Raw genomic sequence first — 16,797 nt, forward strand, 5'->3', positions numbered from 1 at the left:
CCCTCGGTCATGCCCGGGCGGCGTCGTCGCTCGCGTCTCCGGTCTCCAGTCGGCGCAGGAGATCCGCCAGTTGCTCCGGGGTGAGATGACTGATGTCGACCGTGGTGCCCCCGAAGGTCAGCGTGCGCGCACCCCGGTTCCCACCGTGAGCTCGCGCGAGCCGCCAACCGGCGTAACCGACGGCGAAGTTCGCGATGTCACCGGCGGACCCCAGGATGATCTCCAGGGCGTCCAGCGCGCCCATGGTGGGTCCCGGCGTGGAGACCGGAGTGACGGACAGTTGTCGCGCCTTCGGATCGCGGGCCAGCCAGCTCTGAAGCTCCACCAAGGCTCGTTCGTCCCCGTCGCTTTGCAAGTGGACGCGCATCACGGACCCCCTCAGTCGGTGCGGGAACAGACGACGATGGTAACGGGTTGGCCTACCGGCGAGCGGCCGGAAGCGCGCTGCGCGTGAGACCGGCGGTGACCCTTCGGCGCCGGGCGCGAAAAACATGATGGCGTCCGATCGTCGGCGGCTCTAGGCTGTGCCGCGTTGGCGAAGCGCTCCGTGAAGGGGTGCTGTTCGTTCGAGTCGAGGTTTTCGGGAGGTGTGACCGATGGCTGTCTTTGCGCAGGGCGCTGCCCGCATCCAGACGTTCGTCCCGTCCACCTCCCCGGTCTCCGGCTGACTTCCCTTTCTTCCGCGCCCGTGCGCGCAGCCGGGGCCGCCCTCGTCGAAGGGTTTCCCTTGAACCTCTCCTCTCCGCGGACCTCTCCGTCGCACGCCCTGACCCCCTACGGCTGGGACGACGCCTGGGCGGACGCGTTCGCCCCGTACGGCGCGCAGGGCCTGCTGCCCGGCCGGGTCGTCCGGGTCGACCGCGGCCGGTGCGACGTCGTCACCGCCGCCGGGACCCTGCGCGCCGACACCGCCTTCGTCACCCCGCACGACCCCCTGCGGGTCGTGTGCACGGGCGACTGGGTCGCCGTCGAACCGGAGGGCACCCCGCGCTACGTGCGGGCGTACCTGCCGCGCCGCACCGCCTTCGTGCGCTCCACCTCCTCCAAGCGGTCCGAGGGACAGATCCTCGCCGCCAACGTCGACCACGCCGTCGTGGCCGTCTCGCTCGCCGTCGAACTCGACCTGGCCCGCATCGAGCGGTTCCTCGCGCTCGCCTGGGAGTCCGGGGCGCAGCCGGTGGTCGTGCTCACCAAGGCCGACCTGGTGCCGGACGCGGCGACCCGGGCGCACCTCGTCCAGGACGTGGAGACCAGCGCGCCGGGCGTGCCGGTGCTCACCGTCAGCGCCCGGGAAGGGGCCGGGCTGGACGTCCTCGAGGCGGTCGTCGCCGGCGGCACGTCGGTGCTGCTCGGGCAGTCCGGCGCCGGCAAGTCCACCCTCGCCAACGCGCTGCTCGGCGAGGACGTGATGGACGTGCGGGCCATCCGGGACGTCGACGGCAAGGGCCGCCACACCACGACCACCCGCAACCTGCTGGCGCTGCCCGGCGGGGGAGTCCTCATCGACACGCCCGGCCTGCGGGGCGTCGGCCTGTGGGACGCCGGCACCGGCGTCGGCCAGGTGTTCTCCGAGATCGAGGAACTCGCGGCGGGCTGCCGCTTCCACGACTGCGCCCACGGGAGCGAACCGGGCTGCGCGGTCCTCGACGCCGTCGGGACCGGGGCCCTCCCGCAGCGCCGTCTGGAGAGCTACCGCAAGCTGCTGCGGGAGAACCAGCGCATCGTCGCCAAGACCGACGCGAGGCTCCGCGCGGAGATCCGCAAGGACTGGAAGCGCAAGGGCGCCGAGGGCAGGGCGGCGATGGAGGCCAAGCGCGGGCGCTGGAAGTAGCCGGGCGGGGGCGGTCCCGGGAGGGAGCGCCCCCGCTCCCCGGCCCCCTCCTCCCGGCCCCGTGCCCGACGACTCCGTGTCCGATTCCCGCCAGCCGGGGCGCCCCGGGCGGTGGAGACTGGACGGTGTGAAGGACGAGGACAGCAGGTACGAAGCGGTGCGCAGCCGCGACGCCCGGTTCGACGGGGCGTTCTTCTTCGCCGTGGAGACGACCGGGATCTACTGCCGGCCCAGCTGCCCCGCGGTCACGCCGAAGCGGCGCAACGTGCGGTTCTTCGCGACCGCCGCCGCCGCGCAGGGCGCCGGCTTCCGGGCCTGCCGGCGGTGCCGTCCGGACGCCGTCCCCGGCTCCGCCGAGTGGAACGTGCGGGCCGACGTCGTGGGCCGGGCCGTGCGGCTGATCGCCGACGGCGTGGTCGACCGCGAGGGCGTCGCCGGACTCGCCGCACGGCTCGGCTACAGCGCCCGCCAGGTGCAGCGGCAGCTCACCGGCGAGCTCGGCGCCGGCCCCGTCGCGCTCGCCCGGGCACAGCGGGCGCACGCCGCGCGCGTCCTGCTCCAGACCACCGGGCTCCCGGTCACCCGGATCGCCTTCGCCGCCGGATTCGCCAGCGTGCGGCAGTTCAACGACACCGTCCGGGCCGTGTACGCCGCCACCCCCAGTGAGCTGCGGGCCGCCGCGCCCCACCGGGGCCGGGCGCGCACCGCCACCCCCTCCGCCGGGATCCCCCTGCGGCTCGCCCACCGCGGCCCCTACCCGGCAGGACCCGTCTTCGACCTGCTGGAACGCGAGGCCGTCCCGGGCGTCGAGGAGGTGAGCGGCCCCCCGGGCGCCCGTACCTACCGGCGCACGCTGCGGCTCCCCTACGGCACCGGCATCGCCGCCGTCCACGAGCGCACCGGCACCGCGCGCACCGGACCGGGCGCCCACCCCGGCGGCTGGCTCGACGCCCGGATCCACCTCACCGACCCCCGCGACCTGACCACCGCCGTCCAGCGGCTGCGGCGGCTGTTCGACCTGGACGCCGACCCCTACGCGGTCGACGAACGGCTCGGCGCCGACCCCCGGCTCGCCCCGCTGGTCGCCGCCCGGCCCGGACTGCGCTCGCCGGGGGCCGCCGACCCGGAGGAACTGGCGGTGCGCCTCCTGGTGGGCCCCGGCGAGGCCGCCCGGCTGGTCCAGCGGTACGGCAAGGCCCTCGACGCCCCCTGCGGCAGCCTCACCCACCTCTTCCCCGAACCGGGCGTCCTCGCCGAGGCCGAGCCCGGCGGCACCCTGGGCGCGCTCACCGCCGCCCTCGCCGACGGCGCCCTCCACCTCGGTCCCGGCGCCGACCGGGACGCCGCCCAGGACGCCCTGGCCGCCGTCCCCGGCCTGGACGCCCGTACGATCGCCGGGATCCGCGCCCGTGCCCTCGGCGACCCGGACGCGGCCCCGCCCGGCCCCGGCGTTCCCGACGGCTGGCGCCCCTGGCGCGCCTACGCCCTGAACCACCTGCGCGCCGCAGGGGAGTTGGAGTAACGATGAGCACGACGACGACCACCGTGTACTGGACGAGCACGGACAGCCCCCTCGGGCCGCTCCTGCTCACCGCCGCCCCGACCGGCGAGCTGACCTCGCTCTCCGTGCCCGGGCAGAAGGGCGGGCGCACCGTGCGGGACGACTGGCGGCACGACCCCGGGCCGTTCCGCGCGGCCGAGGAGCAGCTCGCCGCGTACTTCGCCGGTGAGCTGAAGGAGTTCCGGCTGGCCGTGCGCACCGCGGGCACCCCCTTCCGGGAGAGGGTCTGGGCCGCGCTCGACGACGTCCCCTACGGGGCGACGGTGTCCTACGGCGAGATCGCCGCACGGATCGGCGCGCCCCGGGCCGCCGTGCGGGCCGTCGGCGGGGCGATCGGCGCGAACCCCCTGCTCGTCGTCCGCCCCTGCCACCGGGTGATCGGCTCCGACGGATCGCTGACCGGATACGCGGGCGGGCTGGAGCGGAAGGTGCGGCTGCTCACGCACGAGGGCGTGCTGCGGCCGTGAGCGCGGCCGGCGCCCCGGAGGCGTGGGGCGCGGTCAGCCCCAGAGCACCGCGCCCAGCCACGCCGCCGCGACCAGCTGGCAGGCGAACAGCTCGGCCAGCACGTTCCAGCCCCCCGAGCGCATCACCGCGCGCAGCGTCCGGGCCGCCTCGCCGCGGCGGTCCGGACGGAACCGCTCGGCGAGGTGGATCCCGGCGAGGAAACCCGGGACCGCACCGATCACGGGCAGCAGGACGAAGCCGAGGAACGAGCCCCAGCCCGCGTACGCCAGCAACCGGCCGTCGGCGCCCCCCGCCCGCAGCCGGCGGGGCGGCAGCACCCGGCGCACCGCCCCGGAGAGGAGCAGCACGGCGGTCGCCCCCACGAGCACCCACCACGCGACGGGCCGCGGGTCCTTCAGCGCCCACCACAGCACCGCGGCCCACACCAGCCAGGATCCGGGCACCCCGGGCAGCAGCACTCCGCACAGGCCGAGCAGGAGCACCAGCCCGACCAGCAGGAGGTCCCACGCTCCCATCTGTCCAGGGTGCGGGAGGCCCGGGTACGGCGCAGGACGGACCGGGCGGCCCGTCCGGTACGGCGCGGGGCGGTCCGTCCCGCGCCGCGCCGCGCCGGGGACGGATTTTCCGGTTGCCCCGTTCCCATCCGGCCGCGGCGGTGGAGAATCGGAGGCATGAGCCAGCAGGGGGGAAGGCCCACCGGTCGCCACGGGGACGACTGGTGGGAGGAGTTGTACGGCGACGCCACCGTCGACGACACGGGCCCCGCGACCGCGCCCGATTCCCTGGACGACCGCTTCGCCTCGGCGTCCGGAACGCTGCACGGGGACCCGCCCCCGGCGGACGCGCTCCCGCCGGACCCGCCGTTACCGGGTCCGCCCCCGCCGGGCATGCCCCCGGCGGACGCGCCCTTCGCCCCGGGGCCGCCGTCCCCCCGGCCGTCCCCCGGCGGGACGACGGCGGCGCACCCCCCGGGCGGGCCGGGAGCGCCCCCGCAGGGCGCCCCGTGGGGACCCCCGCCCGCCGCCCCGGAAGGACCCGCGGCCCCCACGACGGGCGCCGGCCTGCCGGGCGCCGGCCCCGCACCGGGGGAGGAGCGGGGCCCCGCGGCCGGTCCCCCTGCGGCGCAGGACACCCCGCCGCACGCCCCCGCCGCGGGCCCCCGTGTCCCGCGCCCCGAACCGCCCCCGGACCGGCTCCCCTCCCGCGCCCACGTCGGAGCCCGGCCGCCCGCCTACGAGGCCGAGCCCACCGCCCTCCCGGCCGCCGACCCCGACGCACTGGACGACCTGGTCCCGGACACCGTGCTGGACGGCGCCCGCTACGGCGCCTGCACCCTGCGGGCCGCCTCCGTGCGCGGGGACTTTGCGCGGTACCGGGGGGAACCGCGCCGCGACGCCCTGCTGACGGCGCGGTTCGGGACGGGGGAGCAGGCCCTGGTCCTGGTGGTGGTCGCGACCGGTGGCCGGACCGCCTCCGGGGCGCCCCGCGCCGCGGAGGCGGCCTGCCGGCGGATCGGCCGGGCGGTGGGCCTCCACCACGCCCGCCTGGTCGAGGACATCAGGGCCGCCCGGCGCGGCGACCTCAAGTCCGGCCTGCACCGCCTCACCGACCGCAGTCTCGGCGGGCTCCGCGCGGACGCGGCCGAGCAGGGGCCGGAGCCCGCCGCCCACGGGGCCACCCTGCGCTGCCTCCTGCTGCCCGCCGACCCCGAATGCCGCACCCGCGTCTTCTTCGGGGTCGGCCCCGGCGGACTGTTCCGGCTGCGGGACGGTGCGTGGCAGGACATCGAACCGCAGGTGAGCGCGGTCAAGGGGGAGCCCGTCGTCGGTTTCGGCTCGCCGCCCGCCGGGACCACCGGGGGCGACCGCCCCGCCGTGGAACCGGGCCTCCCCGCGCCCCCGAGCCCCTACGAGCCGTCCCCCCGGCTCCACGAGCGGGCGGGCGCCCCCGCGCGGCCGCCCCGCGAGCCCTTCCGCTTCCGCACCTCCGTGGCCCGCCCGGGTGACGTCCTCCTGATGTGCGCGGCCGGTTTCGCCGCCCCGTTCCACGGCGAGCGGGAGTTCCGCGCCCACCTGGCCGACCGCTGGTCCCGCCCGGAGCCGCCCGGCCTCACCGCGTTCCTCGCCGACACCCGGGTACGGGTCAAGGGGTACGCGGACGACCGGACGGCCGCCGCCGTCTGGGAGGCGTGAACGCGGCGGGTGTGCGTTCATGGGCTCGGAGGGACCTTCAAGGACGTCCGAAGGGGCACCCGGGAGCCATGGCCAAACAGAATCTCGCGGAACAGTTCGTCGACACCCTCGCCCGCGCCGGGGTCAAGCGCCTCTACGGCGTCGTCGGCGACAGCCTCAACCCCGTCGTCGACGCCGTGCGCCGCCACTCCGGCATCGACTGGATCCACGTCCGGCACGAGGAGACCGCCGCCTTCGCCGCCGGCGCCGAGGCCCAGGTCACGGGCCGGCTGGGCGCCTGCGCCGGCTCCTGCGGGCCCGGCCACCTCCACCTCATCAACGGGCTCTACGACGCCCACCGCTCCATGGCCCCGGTCCTCGCCCTCGCCTCGCACATCCCCTCCGGCGAGATCGGCCTCGGCTACTTCCAGGAGACCCACCCCGAGCGGCTGTTCCAGGAGTGCAGCCACTACTGCGAGCTGATCTCCAGCCCGCGGCAGATGCCCCGGCTGCTGGACACCGCCATCCAGCACGCGGTCGGCCGCTCCGGCGTCAGCGTCGTCGCCCTCCCCGGCGACATCGCCGACGAGCCCGTCCCGGAGCAGACCGTGGAGACCGCCCTGGTCACCTCCCGGCCCACGGTCCGCCCCGGCGACGCCGAGATCGACCGCCTCGTCGAGATGATCGACGAGGCCGAGAAGGTCACCCTGTTCTGCGGCGCCGGCACGCGCGGCGCGCACGCCGAGGTCATGGAGTTCGCCCAGAAGGTCAAGTCCCCGGTCGGGCACGCGCTGCGCGGCAAGGAGTGGATCCAGTACGACAACCCGTACGACGTCGGCATGAGCGGGCTGCTCGGCTACGGCGCCGCCTACGAGGCCACCCACGAGTGCGACCTGCTGATCCTGCTCGGCACCGACTTCCCGTACAACGCCTTCCTCCCCGACGACGTGAGGACCGTCCAGGTCGACGTGCGGCCCGAGCACCTGGGCCGGCGCACGAAGCTGGACCTGGCGGTGTGGGGCGACGTGAAGGAGACGCTGCGCTGCCTGACGCCGCGGGTCCGGGCCAAGCACGACCGGAAGTTCCTCGACCGGATGCTGAAGAAGCACGCGGACGCGCTGGAGGGGGTGGTGAAGGCGTACACCCGGAAGGTGGACAAGCACGTGCCGATCCACCCCGAGTACGCCGCCGCCGTCCTGGACGAGGTCGCCGCCGACGACGCGGTGTTCACCGTCGACACCGGGATGTGCAACGTCTGGGCCGCCCGCTACGTCTCGCCCAACGGCCGCCGCCGGATCATCGGTTCGTTCACCCACGGCTCGATGGCGAACGCGCTGCCCATGGCGATCGGGGCGCAGTTCACCGACCGCGGCCGGCAGGTCGTGGCGATGTCCGGCGACGGCGGGTTCTCCATGCTGATGGGGGACTTCCTCACCCTGGTCCAGTACGACCTGCCGGTGAAGGTGGTGCTGTTCAACAACTCCTCCCTGAGCATGGTCGAGTTGGAGATGCTGGTCGCCGGACTGCCCTCGCACGGCACCGCCATGAGGAACCCCGACTTCGCCGCCGTCGCCCGCGCCTGCGGCGCCCACGGGGTGCGCGTGGAGAAGCCGAAGGAACTCGCCGGCGCCCTGAAGGACGCGTTCAGGCACAAGGGGCCGGCCCTCGTCGACATCGTCACCGACCCCAACGCGCTGTCCATCCCGCCGAAGATCAGCAAGGAGATGGTGACCGGCTTCGCCCTGTCCGCCTCCAAGATCGTCCTGGACGGAGGGGTCGGCCGGATGGTGCAGATGGCCCGGTCCAACCTGCGCAACATCCCGCGCCCGTAGCGGGGTTCAGTCCGTGCGGGGCGCCCAGCGGCGTGCGGAGGTGTCGTACGCGTAGCGGGGCAGGCCCACGATGCCGCTGGTGCGGAACGGGCGGCCGTGGTCGTCGACGCGGACGGTGCCGGCACGGCCCCGGGAGGACCAGTCCAGCTCCAGGTACCAGCGGCAGTCGCAGGTCCCGGTCCGGGCGGTGACCCGCAGCACCTCCGGATCGGTCGCCGACACCCGGTAGGGCAGGCGCACCGCCGGGACCGGCGTGCCGGCGTCGTTCCCGTCGACCGCGCGGGCGAGGGGCCGGTCCTTGTCCAGGTCCACGGCGAAGTGCCGCGGGGTGAGCGCGCCGCCGCAGCCCTGGTCCATGGCGTACGCGTTCCCCGGGGCGGGCGCGGTGCGGCCGACCACGCGGACGCGCAGCGCCGTGAGGACGACGGCCGTCTCGGACGTGCCCTGCACCGACAGTTCGACGATCGTCTCGCCCCCGTGCACGGCCGACTGCGTCGCCGCCCAGGTCCCGGCGTCCTGCGGGGCGGGCGGCGGGGGGACCTGCCGCGGGGGCTTGGCGACGACGTAGTCGTGGCCGCAGCCGTGCTCCCACACCTGGGAGTCGGCCGTCCAGGTCAGGGGAGGCCCGGCGGGGGCGGAGTCCGCCGGGGCGGCCGGGCCGGTCGCCGGGGCGGCCGCCGGGCCGGAGGGCCCGCGCGGCGTGCCGGTGGGGGCGGGGCTCCCGTCCGGCGCCGTGGGGCCGGGCGGGGCGGGCGAGGAGGCACGGGCCCGGGGCGGCGCGGGATCCGCCGCCCCGGAGGGGCCCGGTGCGGCGGAGGGCCCCCCGGCGGCGGAAGGCCGATCGGCGGACGAGGGCCGGCCCCCGCCGGACAGGGCGGAGAGGCTTCCCGCGATGGCGAGCAGCGCGCAGGCGGCGGCCAGCGTGACGGCGACGCGCCTGCGGCGGCGGTACCGGGACCGGCCGCGCGCACCGTCGGCCGGGGGCCCGCTCACGACGGCCTCCCCGGCCACCGGGCCGCCCGCACGCCCGGATTCCCCGGCCCCGTCGGCCCCGTCCGACACGCCCTCCGGCCCGCCGGGGGCCTCCGGCGCGGCGGCCACCCCGTCCGTGCGGCCCGGCCCGCTGGCCGTCCCGTCGCCGGCGGCGGCCCCACGGCCGTCCCGGGGACCGCCGGAGCCCTCGTCCCCGGCGAGCGGCTCCCCGGCGGACGGTTCCCCGGCGGCGGCGTGTCCGGCCGTCACTCGGTCCGTCCCGTCCGGACCGTCCGTCCTGTCCGCCGGTCCGGGTGTTCCGCCCCTCGTCCGTTCCCGCGCCGGGGTGTCCCGTCCGTCCGGGCCCGGCTCCGCACCGGTGGCCGGCGCCGCCGGACGCGGCCGCCGCCGTGCCGCCACCGCACGGAGCCAGCGACGGTGGAGCTCCAGGCGTTCCTCGCCCGACGCGCCGCACAGGGCGGCGAAGCGCTCCACGGGGGCGAAGTCGACCGGGACCGCCCCGCCGGCGCAGTAGCGGTGCAGCGTGGAGGTGTTCATGCCCAGACGGCGGGCCAACGAGCCGTAACTGCGGTCCGTCCGCCCCTTCAGCTCCCGCAGCAGCGCCGCGAACCGCGCCACGTCGTCCTGTGCCGCCACCGTCACTCCGTACTCCTCCGGCCCGGGAAACCGCGTCCCGCGGCCGTCCCGGGCATCCCAGGCACCTCATGTACCTGCACGTCAAAGGGGCTGGGACGGTTCCACGCCCGCGCATCCGGCGACGGCCCTTGCGTCCGCCTCCCGGGACGGCCGATGCTCCGGGTACCGCCCGACGGCCGCCGGACGGACCGTGCCGGCCGCCTCCCGGCGCACCGTTCCGCATTCCACCACGCACTCCTCCTGGGGGACACCCATGCCCATGCGCACCCGAGCCGCCACCCTGGCCGCACTCACCGCCGCCGCCCTCGCGGCCGGCACGGCCCTGACCGCACCGGCCGCGGCCGCGCCCGAGAAGGCCGGGCCCAGGTTCCTCGCGGCGTCCGAGCTGCCGCCGCACCCGTGGTCCGACTGGACCGCGGGCCCGGTCACCGACGGCTTCCCGGTGGAACTCGCCCACTGCCTGGGCGAGGGCGTGCCGGCCCACGACTACCGGCACCGGGTCTTCCGCACCGAGCTGGACACCGGCGCCGTGCAGGTCACCGCCGTCACCGGTTCCGCCGCCCGGGGCAAGGCGCTGGCCGCCCGGCTGAACGAGGAGATCCGCTCCTGCGCGGACCGGATCGAGCGGTCCTCCCCGCAGACCGAGGCGGAGGGCCGGTTCTACGGCTCGCTGCCGGTCGAGGAGGGCGCGCAGGTGCACGGCCTGCACACCACCACGTCCTGGGGCGCGACGGACGTCCACCTGCTGTCCGTGGGACGGGACGGCAGGACGGTCACCGTCGTGGGCTGGGGGCAGATGGGCGGCTTCGACGACGCCCCGGTGACCGCCTTCAAGGAGACGACGAAGCGGGCCGTCGACAAGCTGTACTGACCGCGCGACCACCGCGGGGAGCGGGGTCGTCCTCCCGCCACGGGGGTGGGGAGGACGACCCCCCCCGCGATGGTTGGCCGTTGCACTTCGGCCAACAACCGGCCGGTGACGGCCCCGCACGACTGCCGCGCGGATGGCGGGGCAAGCATTCCCGTGAACGTGTTCGAGCAGCAGGGGGACCGACATCGGCACGCGGGCGGGGGAGCATGGAGAGGCAGGTACGGGGAAGCGGTTCCGCCACGGTCGGGGTCTTCCCGGCGAAGACCGCGGACGCGGCGACGGCCGGCGGCGCGGCGGCGCAGGCGCCGACGGCTCACCTCAGGCGCCGGCTGGGGCGGGCGGACCTGCGGGCGGTGCCCGAGTCCCGCAGGGCGCTGCGCGAACTGCTCGGGCCGTGGGGGAGACCGGAGCAGTGCGAGATCGCGGAACTGCTCACCAGTGAGCTCGTCACCAACGCGCTGGTCCACACCGACCGGGAGGCGGTCCTGACGGCCACCGTCGGGCCCCGGGGACTGCGGGTGGAGGTGCGGGACTTCGTGGCCTGCGAGCCCCGGCCCCGCGTACCGGCCGCCGACGGCACGAACGGCCGGGGCCTGGCGCTCGTCGAGTCCCTCGCCGACGCGTGGGGGATCAGGGCGCACGGGGTGGGCAAGGCGGTCTGGTTCGCGCTCGGCGCGGACGCCGCCTAGAAGCGTCGTCCCGCGGACCGCCTGACGGCGGCCCCGGCTCCGCGGGGTCCGGCCCGCGCGGCCGGTCCCCGGCGGCCGTCTCCGCCGGCGTGACCGCAGCACCGGCCACCGCGTCGACCGGACCGGCCGGCGCCGCCGGAACCGTGCCCGGCCGTCCCCGCAGTCCGCGCCCGCAACCCGCGGGCGCGGCAGGGCGGCGGCCGGGACGGTGGCCGCACGGTGGCGCCGGTGCGGCCAGGCCCGGAAACGGCTCACCGCCGCCCGCGCCGGAGCGCGCGAGGGCGGCGGTGAGGGGTCCCGGCACCCGTGCGGGTCGGCCGGGGGTCAGGCGGTGAGGGACTTGTCCTCCACGCGCATCCGCCCGCCCAGGAGCCCGCCGAGGGCGGTGACCAGGGACAGGGCCACCAGCAGCAGGGCGGCCGGCCACGAGGCGCCCCCGCCGGCCGCGAGCAGCGCGGTCGCGAGGAAGGGGAGGAAGCCGGTGAGCGCGCCGGCGAGGTTGTAGGACAGCGCCACGCCGGTGTAGCGCAGCCGGGCCGGGAACAGCTCGGCGAGCAGCGCCCCGGAGACGGCGTAGGCGACGGAGAGCACGCCGATGCCGGTCGCCATGGCCAGCACGACCACGACCGGGTTCTCGGTCTCGACCAGCCAGAAGAGCGGGAAGGCGAAGGCGGCGCTGAGCAGGCCGCCCCACAGCGTGACCCGGCCGGGGCCGAGGCGGTCGGCCAGGCGTCCCACGACGATGATCACCGCGATCTGGACGACCGCCGCCACCAGCGTGCCGTTGACCATGAGGGAGCGCGGCATCCCCAGGGTGTCGGCCCCGTAGCTGATCATGAACGTGGTCAGCATGTAGAACCCGCCGACCCCCAGGGTCGCCGAGGCCATGGCGACCAGCAGCCGGCCCCAGGCCTGGCGGAAGATGTCGAGCACCGGCACCTTGGCCTGCTCGTTCTGCTCCAGCATCTCGTCGAAGAGCGGCGACTCCTCCACCTTGCGGCGGATGTAGACGGCGATGCCCATCAGCGGGAAGGCCATCAGGAACGGCAGGCGCCAGCCCCAGGAGTCGAAGGACTCGGACGGCAGCAGGAGCACCAGGGCGAAGGCGCCGGAGGAGAGCAGGGTGCCCACGGGGGAGCCGACCTGCGGGAGCGCGGCGTACCAGCCGCGCTTCGACGGCGGCGCGTGCTCCACGGCCAGGGTGATGGCGCCGCCCCACTCCCCGCCGACGGCGATGCCCTGGACCAGGCGCAGGAGCACCAGCAGCAGCGGCGCGGCGATGCCGATGGCGGCGTAGCCCGGCAGCAGACCGATCAGACCGGTGGCCACGCCGATCATCACCACGGTGATCAGCAGGGCCGGCTTCCGGCCCACGCGGTCGCCCAGCCACCCGAAGACGAGGGCGCCGATCGGCCGGGCGGCGAATCCGACGCCGAACGTCGCGAAGGCCGCCAGCGTGGCCGCCGTGGGGTTGAGCGTGGTGAAGTACAGCCGGTTGAAGACGATGGCGGACGCGGTCCCGAAGAGGAAGTAGTCGTACCACTCCAGTGCCGTGCCGACGAAGGACGCGAAGGCGACCCGTCCGGCGTGCTCGGCCTTCGTCCCGGTCGACGTGTCCGGCGGAGCCCCTGGGGCGACCTGATCGACTGTGCTCATGCGTGACTCCTTGCGTGCGGCCGGGGGGTTTCGGCCAGGGGGAGGGGACCGCTCGCTGCCGCGGTGTCCCCGAGAGCGTCGGCGCCGTGGACGCACTCACCGGCCACGAAGGTGGCCAGGACGTCGATGGCGCCCATCCGATCACTGTCGACGGCGACAGGGTCATCGGAAAGTATGACAAAGTCGGCGTATTTGCCGGGGGTGAGGCTGCCGCGACGGTGCTCGTCGTGGCTGGCCCAGGCCGCGTCGATGGTGTAGGCCCGCAGGGCCTGCTCGGCGCTCACCCGCTCGTCCGGCGCGAGCACCGTGCCCGCCCGGCTGAGGCGCTCGACCATGGACTGCATGCCGAGGAGCGGCGCGCCCGGGGCGACCGGCCGGTCGGAGCTGCCCGGCACCCGGATCCCCCGGTCGAGGAAGGAACGGTGCCGGTACATCCACCGGGTGCGTTCCGGGCCGAGCCCCTCGGACATGCTGTCGCCCACCTCGTACAGGAAGCGCGCCTGCGGCACCGGGACCACGCCCAGCTCCGCGTAGCGGTCCAGCTGGTCGGGGCGGACCACCCCGGAGTGCTCGATGCGGTGCCGCACGTCCGGGCGGGGCAGGACGCGCAGGGCCTCGGCGAAGGCGTCGAGGGCGAGGTCGACGGCGCTGTCGCCGATGGCGTGCGCGGCCACCCGCCAGCCGGCCCGGTGGGCGTCGACGACCAGCCGGCGCATCTCCCGCGGGCTGCCCTGGTAGACGCCGCCGGCGTGGTCGTGTCCGCACAGCGGCTCGGAGACCGCGGCCGTGCGGCCGATCAGCGACCCGTCCAGCCAGATCTTCATCGGCCCCAGGCGCAGCCGGTCGTCGCCGAAGCCGGAGCGCAGACCCAGGTCGATCCCGGTGGTGATGCCGTCGTCCGCGTGGGCGCGCAGGGCGTGCAGGTTGTCGGCGGCCACCATCAGCTCCACCCGGGTGCGCAGCGTCCCGCGTTCGCGGGCCAGCTGGTACGCGGCGGCCTCGACGGGACTGCGGCCGATGAGGCCGAGCCCGATCCCCGCCTCCACCACGTGGGTCAGCCCCTCCGCCGCGTAGACCTCGCTCGCGCGGCCCAGGGCGGCGGCCAGGTCGGCCACCGGATAGGGCATCACCAGGTCGGTGACCAGGGCCTGGGCCCGCTCCTGGAGCAGACCGGTCGGAGCGCCGTCGCCGTCGCGCACCACGACCCCGCCCTCGGGGGCGTCCGCCGTGCCGTCGAGCACGCCGGCCCGCCGCAGCACCTCGCTGCCGGCCACGCACATGTGCCCGGAACGGTGCTTGAGCCACACCGGCCGCCCGCCCGCGGCCCGGTCCAGCTCCGTGCGGTGCGGGTGTCCGCCCATGACCGTGTCGTCGTAGCCGGATCCCACGATCCAGGCGTCGGCGGGCAGGCCGGCCGCGTGGCGGGCGACGGCGTCGTAGACCTGGGGCAGCGTGGTCGCCGTGCTCAGGTCGAGCTCGCCCAGGGACTGGCCGAACCAGGCCATGTGGTTGTGGGCGTCGCCGAACCCGGGGACGACGACCGCGCCGCCGCAGTCGAGCACGGTGCGCGCGGGCAGGTCCTCGACCGCCGAGTCGAGGCCGACGATCCGTCCCGCCAGGACACCGAGGGTGCGGGCGTGGGGGTGGTGGTCGTCCACGGTGCGGATGCGGGCGTTGCGCAGTTTCAGATCGAGCATGGAACGGCTTTCCGATGGGGGTCCGGGCCCGGTTGGCCGGGGCCGGTTCAGGCCAGGTTCTGCAGACGGGTCAGCGGCAGGTCCGCGGCGTGGTGGACGTCCACCGGGCGGCCGTCGACGAGCACCGCGTCCGGTGTGGTGGGCACCCGCACGGACGGCACGGCGGTGTTGGCGACCATGTCGCCGCGGGTCAGGCCGCGGCTGTCGCGCAGGGCCGTGTAGCGCACCCCCCGGGGGAGGGCGCCGGCGGCGGCGCGGTCGTCCAGGCAGGCCCGGGAGACGAACACCGTGGACAACCGGCGCGGGGCACCGCCCAGGCCGCCGAAGTAGGGCCGCATCACCCGCGGCTGGGTCAGCCGGGTGGAGCCGGAGCCCGAGCCCGACGCCCCCCAGGCGACGAAGCCGGACTTGAGCACCAGCTCCGGCTGCGCGCCGAAGGTGGCGGGACGCCAGAGCACGATGTCGGCGATGCGGCCGGCCCGCAGGGAGCCGACGTCCGCGGCCATGCCGTGGGCGATCGCGGGATTCAGCGTGATCTTGGCGAGGTAGCGCAGCACCCGTTCGTTGTTGACGACGTCCGGACCGGTCTGCCCGGCCAGGTGGGCCTGGACGTGGGCGAGCTGCCAGGTGCGGCGCGCGGTCTCGGCGATGCGGCCCATGCCCATGGAGTCGGAGTTGACGATGCTGATCGCGCCGAGGTCGTGCAGGGCGTTCTCGGCGGCGATGGCGTGCTCGCGCACCCGGCTCGCCGCGATCGACACGTCGCTCTCCAGCCCGTGGTGGCCGCCGTGCACCGTCATCGTCATGGGCAGCAGCTCGGCGACGGTGGCCGGGGTCAGCGGCAGCGTCGGGGTGGTGGAGGAGGTCAGCACGTGCGGCTGGGAGACGATCTCCAGCAGGTCGGGATGACCGCCGCCGCCCTCGACGTGGTAGGCGTGCACGGTGCGTCCGCGGGTGGCCGCGAGGGTGTCGGCCAGGTAGCCGGACTCGTTGAGGGTGTCGGTGTGCAGGGCGACCGGCAGGTCCGCCTGTTCCGCGACGTCCAGGCAGGTGTCGACGATGCGGGGGGTGGCCCCCCAGTCCTCGTGGATCTTGAAGCCGCCGGAGCCGGCGAGCGCCGCGCGCTCCAGCAGCTCCCGCGAGGAGGAGGAACCCCGGGCGAGGAACGCCACGTTGACCGGGGCGTCGCGCCAGCCCTCGATCAGGCTGTGCAGGTTGTGGGCGGGATTGGCGCCGACGTCCCAGACGCCCCCGATGCCCATGCCGACCATGGTGGTGACGCCGGCGGAGAGCGCCGCGGGCACCACCTCGGGGCTGGAGAGGTGGACGTGGGAGTCCACGATCCCGGGCGTGGCGAGGAGCCCCTGGCCGTTGATCATCGCGGTGTGGGAGTCGACGACGAGTGCGACGCCGCCGTCGTTCTCCGGGTTGCCGGCCCGCCCGACGCCGACGATCCGGCCCTCCTTGACGCCGATGTCGGTCTTGCGGACGCCGATCAGCGGGTCCAGGACGACCACGCCGAGGATCACCAGGTCCAGCGCGCTCTCCCGCGGGGCGCGGCCGGTCACCAGCAGGCCGTCGCGGGCGGTCTTGCCGCAGCCGCCGAGCATCTCCTCGCCGGGCTCGGTGTCGTCGGCGTCCACCCGCACCCACAGGTCGGTGTCGGCCAGCCGGACGCGGTCGCCGGCGGACGGGCCGTACAGGGACGCGTACGCCTGCCGGGACATGCGGCTCATCGCCCTCCTCCTCGCGCCACCACGGTGACGGTGCGGGTCACGCCGGGCTCGAACCGCTCCGAGGCCCCGGCCGGGACGTCCAGCCGGTGGCCGCGGGCCGCCTCGCGGTCGAACTCCAGGGCGGCGTTGACCTCCTCGAGCGGGAAGTGGGAGGAGACCCACACCGCGCGGGCGCCCCGGTTGGTGATCTCCAGTTCCCTGCGCGGGCGGCCGGGGGCCAGGTCCCTCCCGCCCTCGGCGGCGAGCACGGCGCCGGGGTCGGTCGGCCCGGCCGGCCCGAACGGGTCCGCGACGTGGACCAGCGTGGAACCGTGCGGGAAGAGCGCCTCCACCTGGACGACGGGCACGGTCCCGGCGACTCCCGGCAGCAGCCGGTCGCGCGGCACGACCCGGCGGGCCCGCTCGACCACGGTCTCCAGCGGCACGCCGTCCCAGGCCATCTCCAGGACCTCGTCGCACACCAGGGCGACGGCCTCGGTCGCGCCGAGCCGGGCGCCGCGGGCCAGCCGCCGCCGGGCGAGTTCGGCGGCCGAGAACAGCGTCAGTCGTTCCTGCTCGCGTGGGGTCAGATGCACGGGGCTCCCCTCGGGACGGTGCGGGCCGTCGGCCGCGCAGTGGGGTGTGCCCAGCACGATGCCCGGTGAGGGGAGCGCGAA

The 16,797-nt window shown here is 76.0% G+C and carries 14 protein-coding genes; 7 read left to right on the forward strand and 7 right to left on the reverse strand.

From position 1 onward, the window contains the following. Window positions 1–7 precede the first annotated feature (7 nt). Entirely contained in the window at window positions 8–493 is a 486-nt protein-coding gene (locus ACZ56B_RS00265; RefSeq protein ID WP_468784706.1) for an effector-associated constant component EACC1, read from the reverse strand. A 234-nt stretch (window positions 494–727) separates the two neighbouring features. Here ACZ56B_RS00265 and rsgA point away from each other — a divergent pair, with 234 nt between their 5' ends. From rsgA to ACZ56B_RS00280, 3 genes are all read left to right on the forward strand, one after another. Then, window positions 728–1,831, forward strand: coding sequence for a ribosome small subunit-dependent GTPase A (rsgA, locus tag ACZ56B_RS00270; protein WP_468784707.1), 1,104 nt, complete (start codon window positions 728–730; stop codon window positions 1,829–1,831). 127 nt (window positions 1,832–1,958) lie between these two features. Further along, window positions 1,959–3,353 (forward strand): AlkA N-terminal domain-containing protein, encoded by a 1,395-nt coding sequence (locus ACZ56B_RS00275; protein ID WP_468784708.1) that lies wholly within the window; start codon window positions 1,959–1,961, stop codon window positions 3,351–3,353. Between the two features lie 2 nt (window positions 3,354–3,355). Then, on the forward strand, window positions 3,356–3,859 hold the full coding sequence (locus ACZ56B_RS00280) for a methylated-DNA--[protein]-cysteine S-methyltransferase (protein WP_468784709.1): 504 nt from the start codon (window positions 3,356–3,358) through the stop codon (window positions 3,857–3,859). A 33-nt stretch (window positions 3,860–3,892) separates the two neighbouring features. On the opposite strand, the gene ACZ56B_RS00285 is transcribed toward ACZ56B_RS00280, so the two are convergent. After that, on the reverse strand, window positions 3,893–4,375 hold the full coding sequence (locus tag ACZ56B_RS00285) for a DUF456 domain-containing protein (RefSeq protein WP_468784710.1): 483 nt from the start codon (window positions 4,373–4,375) through the stop codon (window positions 3,893–3,895). 156 nt (window positions 4,376–4,531) lie between these two features. Here ACZ56B_RS00285 and ACZ56B_RS00290 point away from each other — a divergent pair, with 156 nt between their 5' ends. Then, window positions 4,532–6,052 (forward strand): protein phosphatase 2C domain-containing protein, encoded by a 1,521-nt coding sequence (locus ACZ56B_RS00290; protein WP_468784711.1) that lies wholly within the window; start codon window positions 4,532–4,534, stop codon window positions 6,050–6,052. Between the two features lie 68 nt (window positions 6,053–6,120). Continuing rightward, complete coding sequence (locus ACZ56B_RS00295; RefSeq protein WP_468784712.1) at window positions 6,121–7,863, forward strand: pyruvate dehydrogenase; 1,743 nt, start codon at window positions 6,121–6,123, stop codon at window positions 7,861–7,863. Window positions 7,864–7,869: 6 nt separating this feature from the next. Here the strand turns inward: ACZ56B_RS00295 and ACZ56B_RS00300 are convergent, their stop codons facing one another. Next, complete coding sequence (locus tag ACZ56B_RS00300) at window positions 7,870–9,498, reverse strand: helix-turn-helix domain-containing protein (RefSeq protein ID WP_468784713.1); 1,629 nt, start codon at window positions 9,496–9,498, stop codon at window positions 7,870–7,872. Window positions 9,499–9,745: 247 nt separating this feature from the next. Between ACZ56B_RS00300 and ACZ56B_RS00305 the strand changes: the two genes are divergently transcribed. After that, window positions 9,746–10,363 (forward strand): hypothetical protein, encoded by a 618-nt coding sequence (locus tag ACZ56B_RS00305; protein ID WP_468784714.1) that lies wholly within the window; start codon window positions 9,746–9,748, stop codon window positions 10,361–10,363. A gap of 206 nt (window positions 10,364–10,569) precedes the next feature. Continuing rightward, entirely contained in the window at window positions 10,570–11,052 is a 483-nt protein-coding gene (locus tag ACZ56B_RS00310) for an ATP-binding protein (RefSeq protein WP_468784715.1), read from the forward strand. Between the two features lie 324 nt (window positions 11,053–11,376). On the opposite strand, the gene ACZ56B_RS00315 is transcribed toward ACZ56B_RS00310, so the two are convergent. The 4 genes from ACZ56B_RS00315 to ACZ56B_RS00330 are packed head-to-tail and all read right to left on the reverse strand — an operon-like array spanning window position 11,377 to window position 16,716. Next, window positions 11,377–12,708 (reverse strand): MFS transporter, encoded by a 1,332-nt coding sequence (locus ACZ56B_RS00315; protein ID WP_468784716.1) that lies wholly within the window; start codon window positions 12,706–12,708, stop codon window positions 11,377–11,379. Beyond that, the gene (locus ACZ56B_RS00320) at window positions 12,705–14,405 is read right to left on the reverse strand and encodes an amidohydrolase (protein ID WP_468784717.1); all 1,701 of its coding nucleotides are present in this window, start codon (window positions 14,403–14,405) and stop codon (window positions 12,705–12,707) included. The genes ACZ56B_RS00315 and ACZ56B_RS00320 overlap by 4 nt, the downstream gene beginning before the upstream one ends. Before the next feature lie 47 nt (window positions 14,406–14,452). Further along, complete coding sequence (locus ACZ56B_RS00325) at window positions 14,453–16,141, reverse strand: urease subunit alpha (protein ID WP_468784718.1); 1,689 nt, start codon at window positions 16,139–16,141, stop codon at window positions 14,453–14,455. Next, complete coding sequence (locus ACZ56B_RS00330) at window positions 16,138–16,716, reverse strand: urease subunit gamma (RefSeq protein WP_468784719.1); 579 nt, start codon at window positions 16,714–16,716, stop codon at window positions 16,138–16,140. Before ACZ56B_RS00330 ends, ACZ56B_RS00325 begins: the two co-directional genes overlap by 4 nt. Window positions 16,717–16,797: the final 81 nt, after the last annotated feature.

This window comes from Streptomyces sp. NPDC034670 (assembly GCF_055574875.1).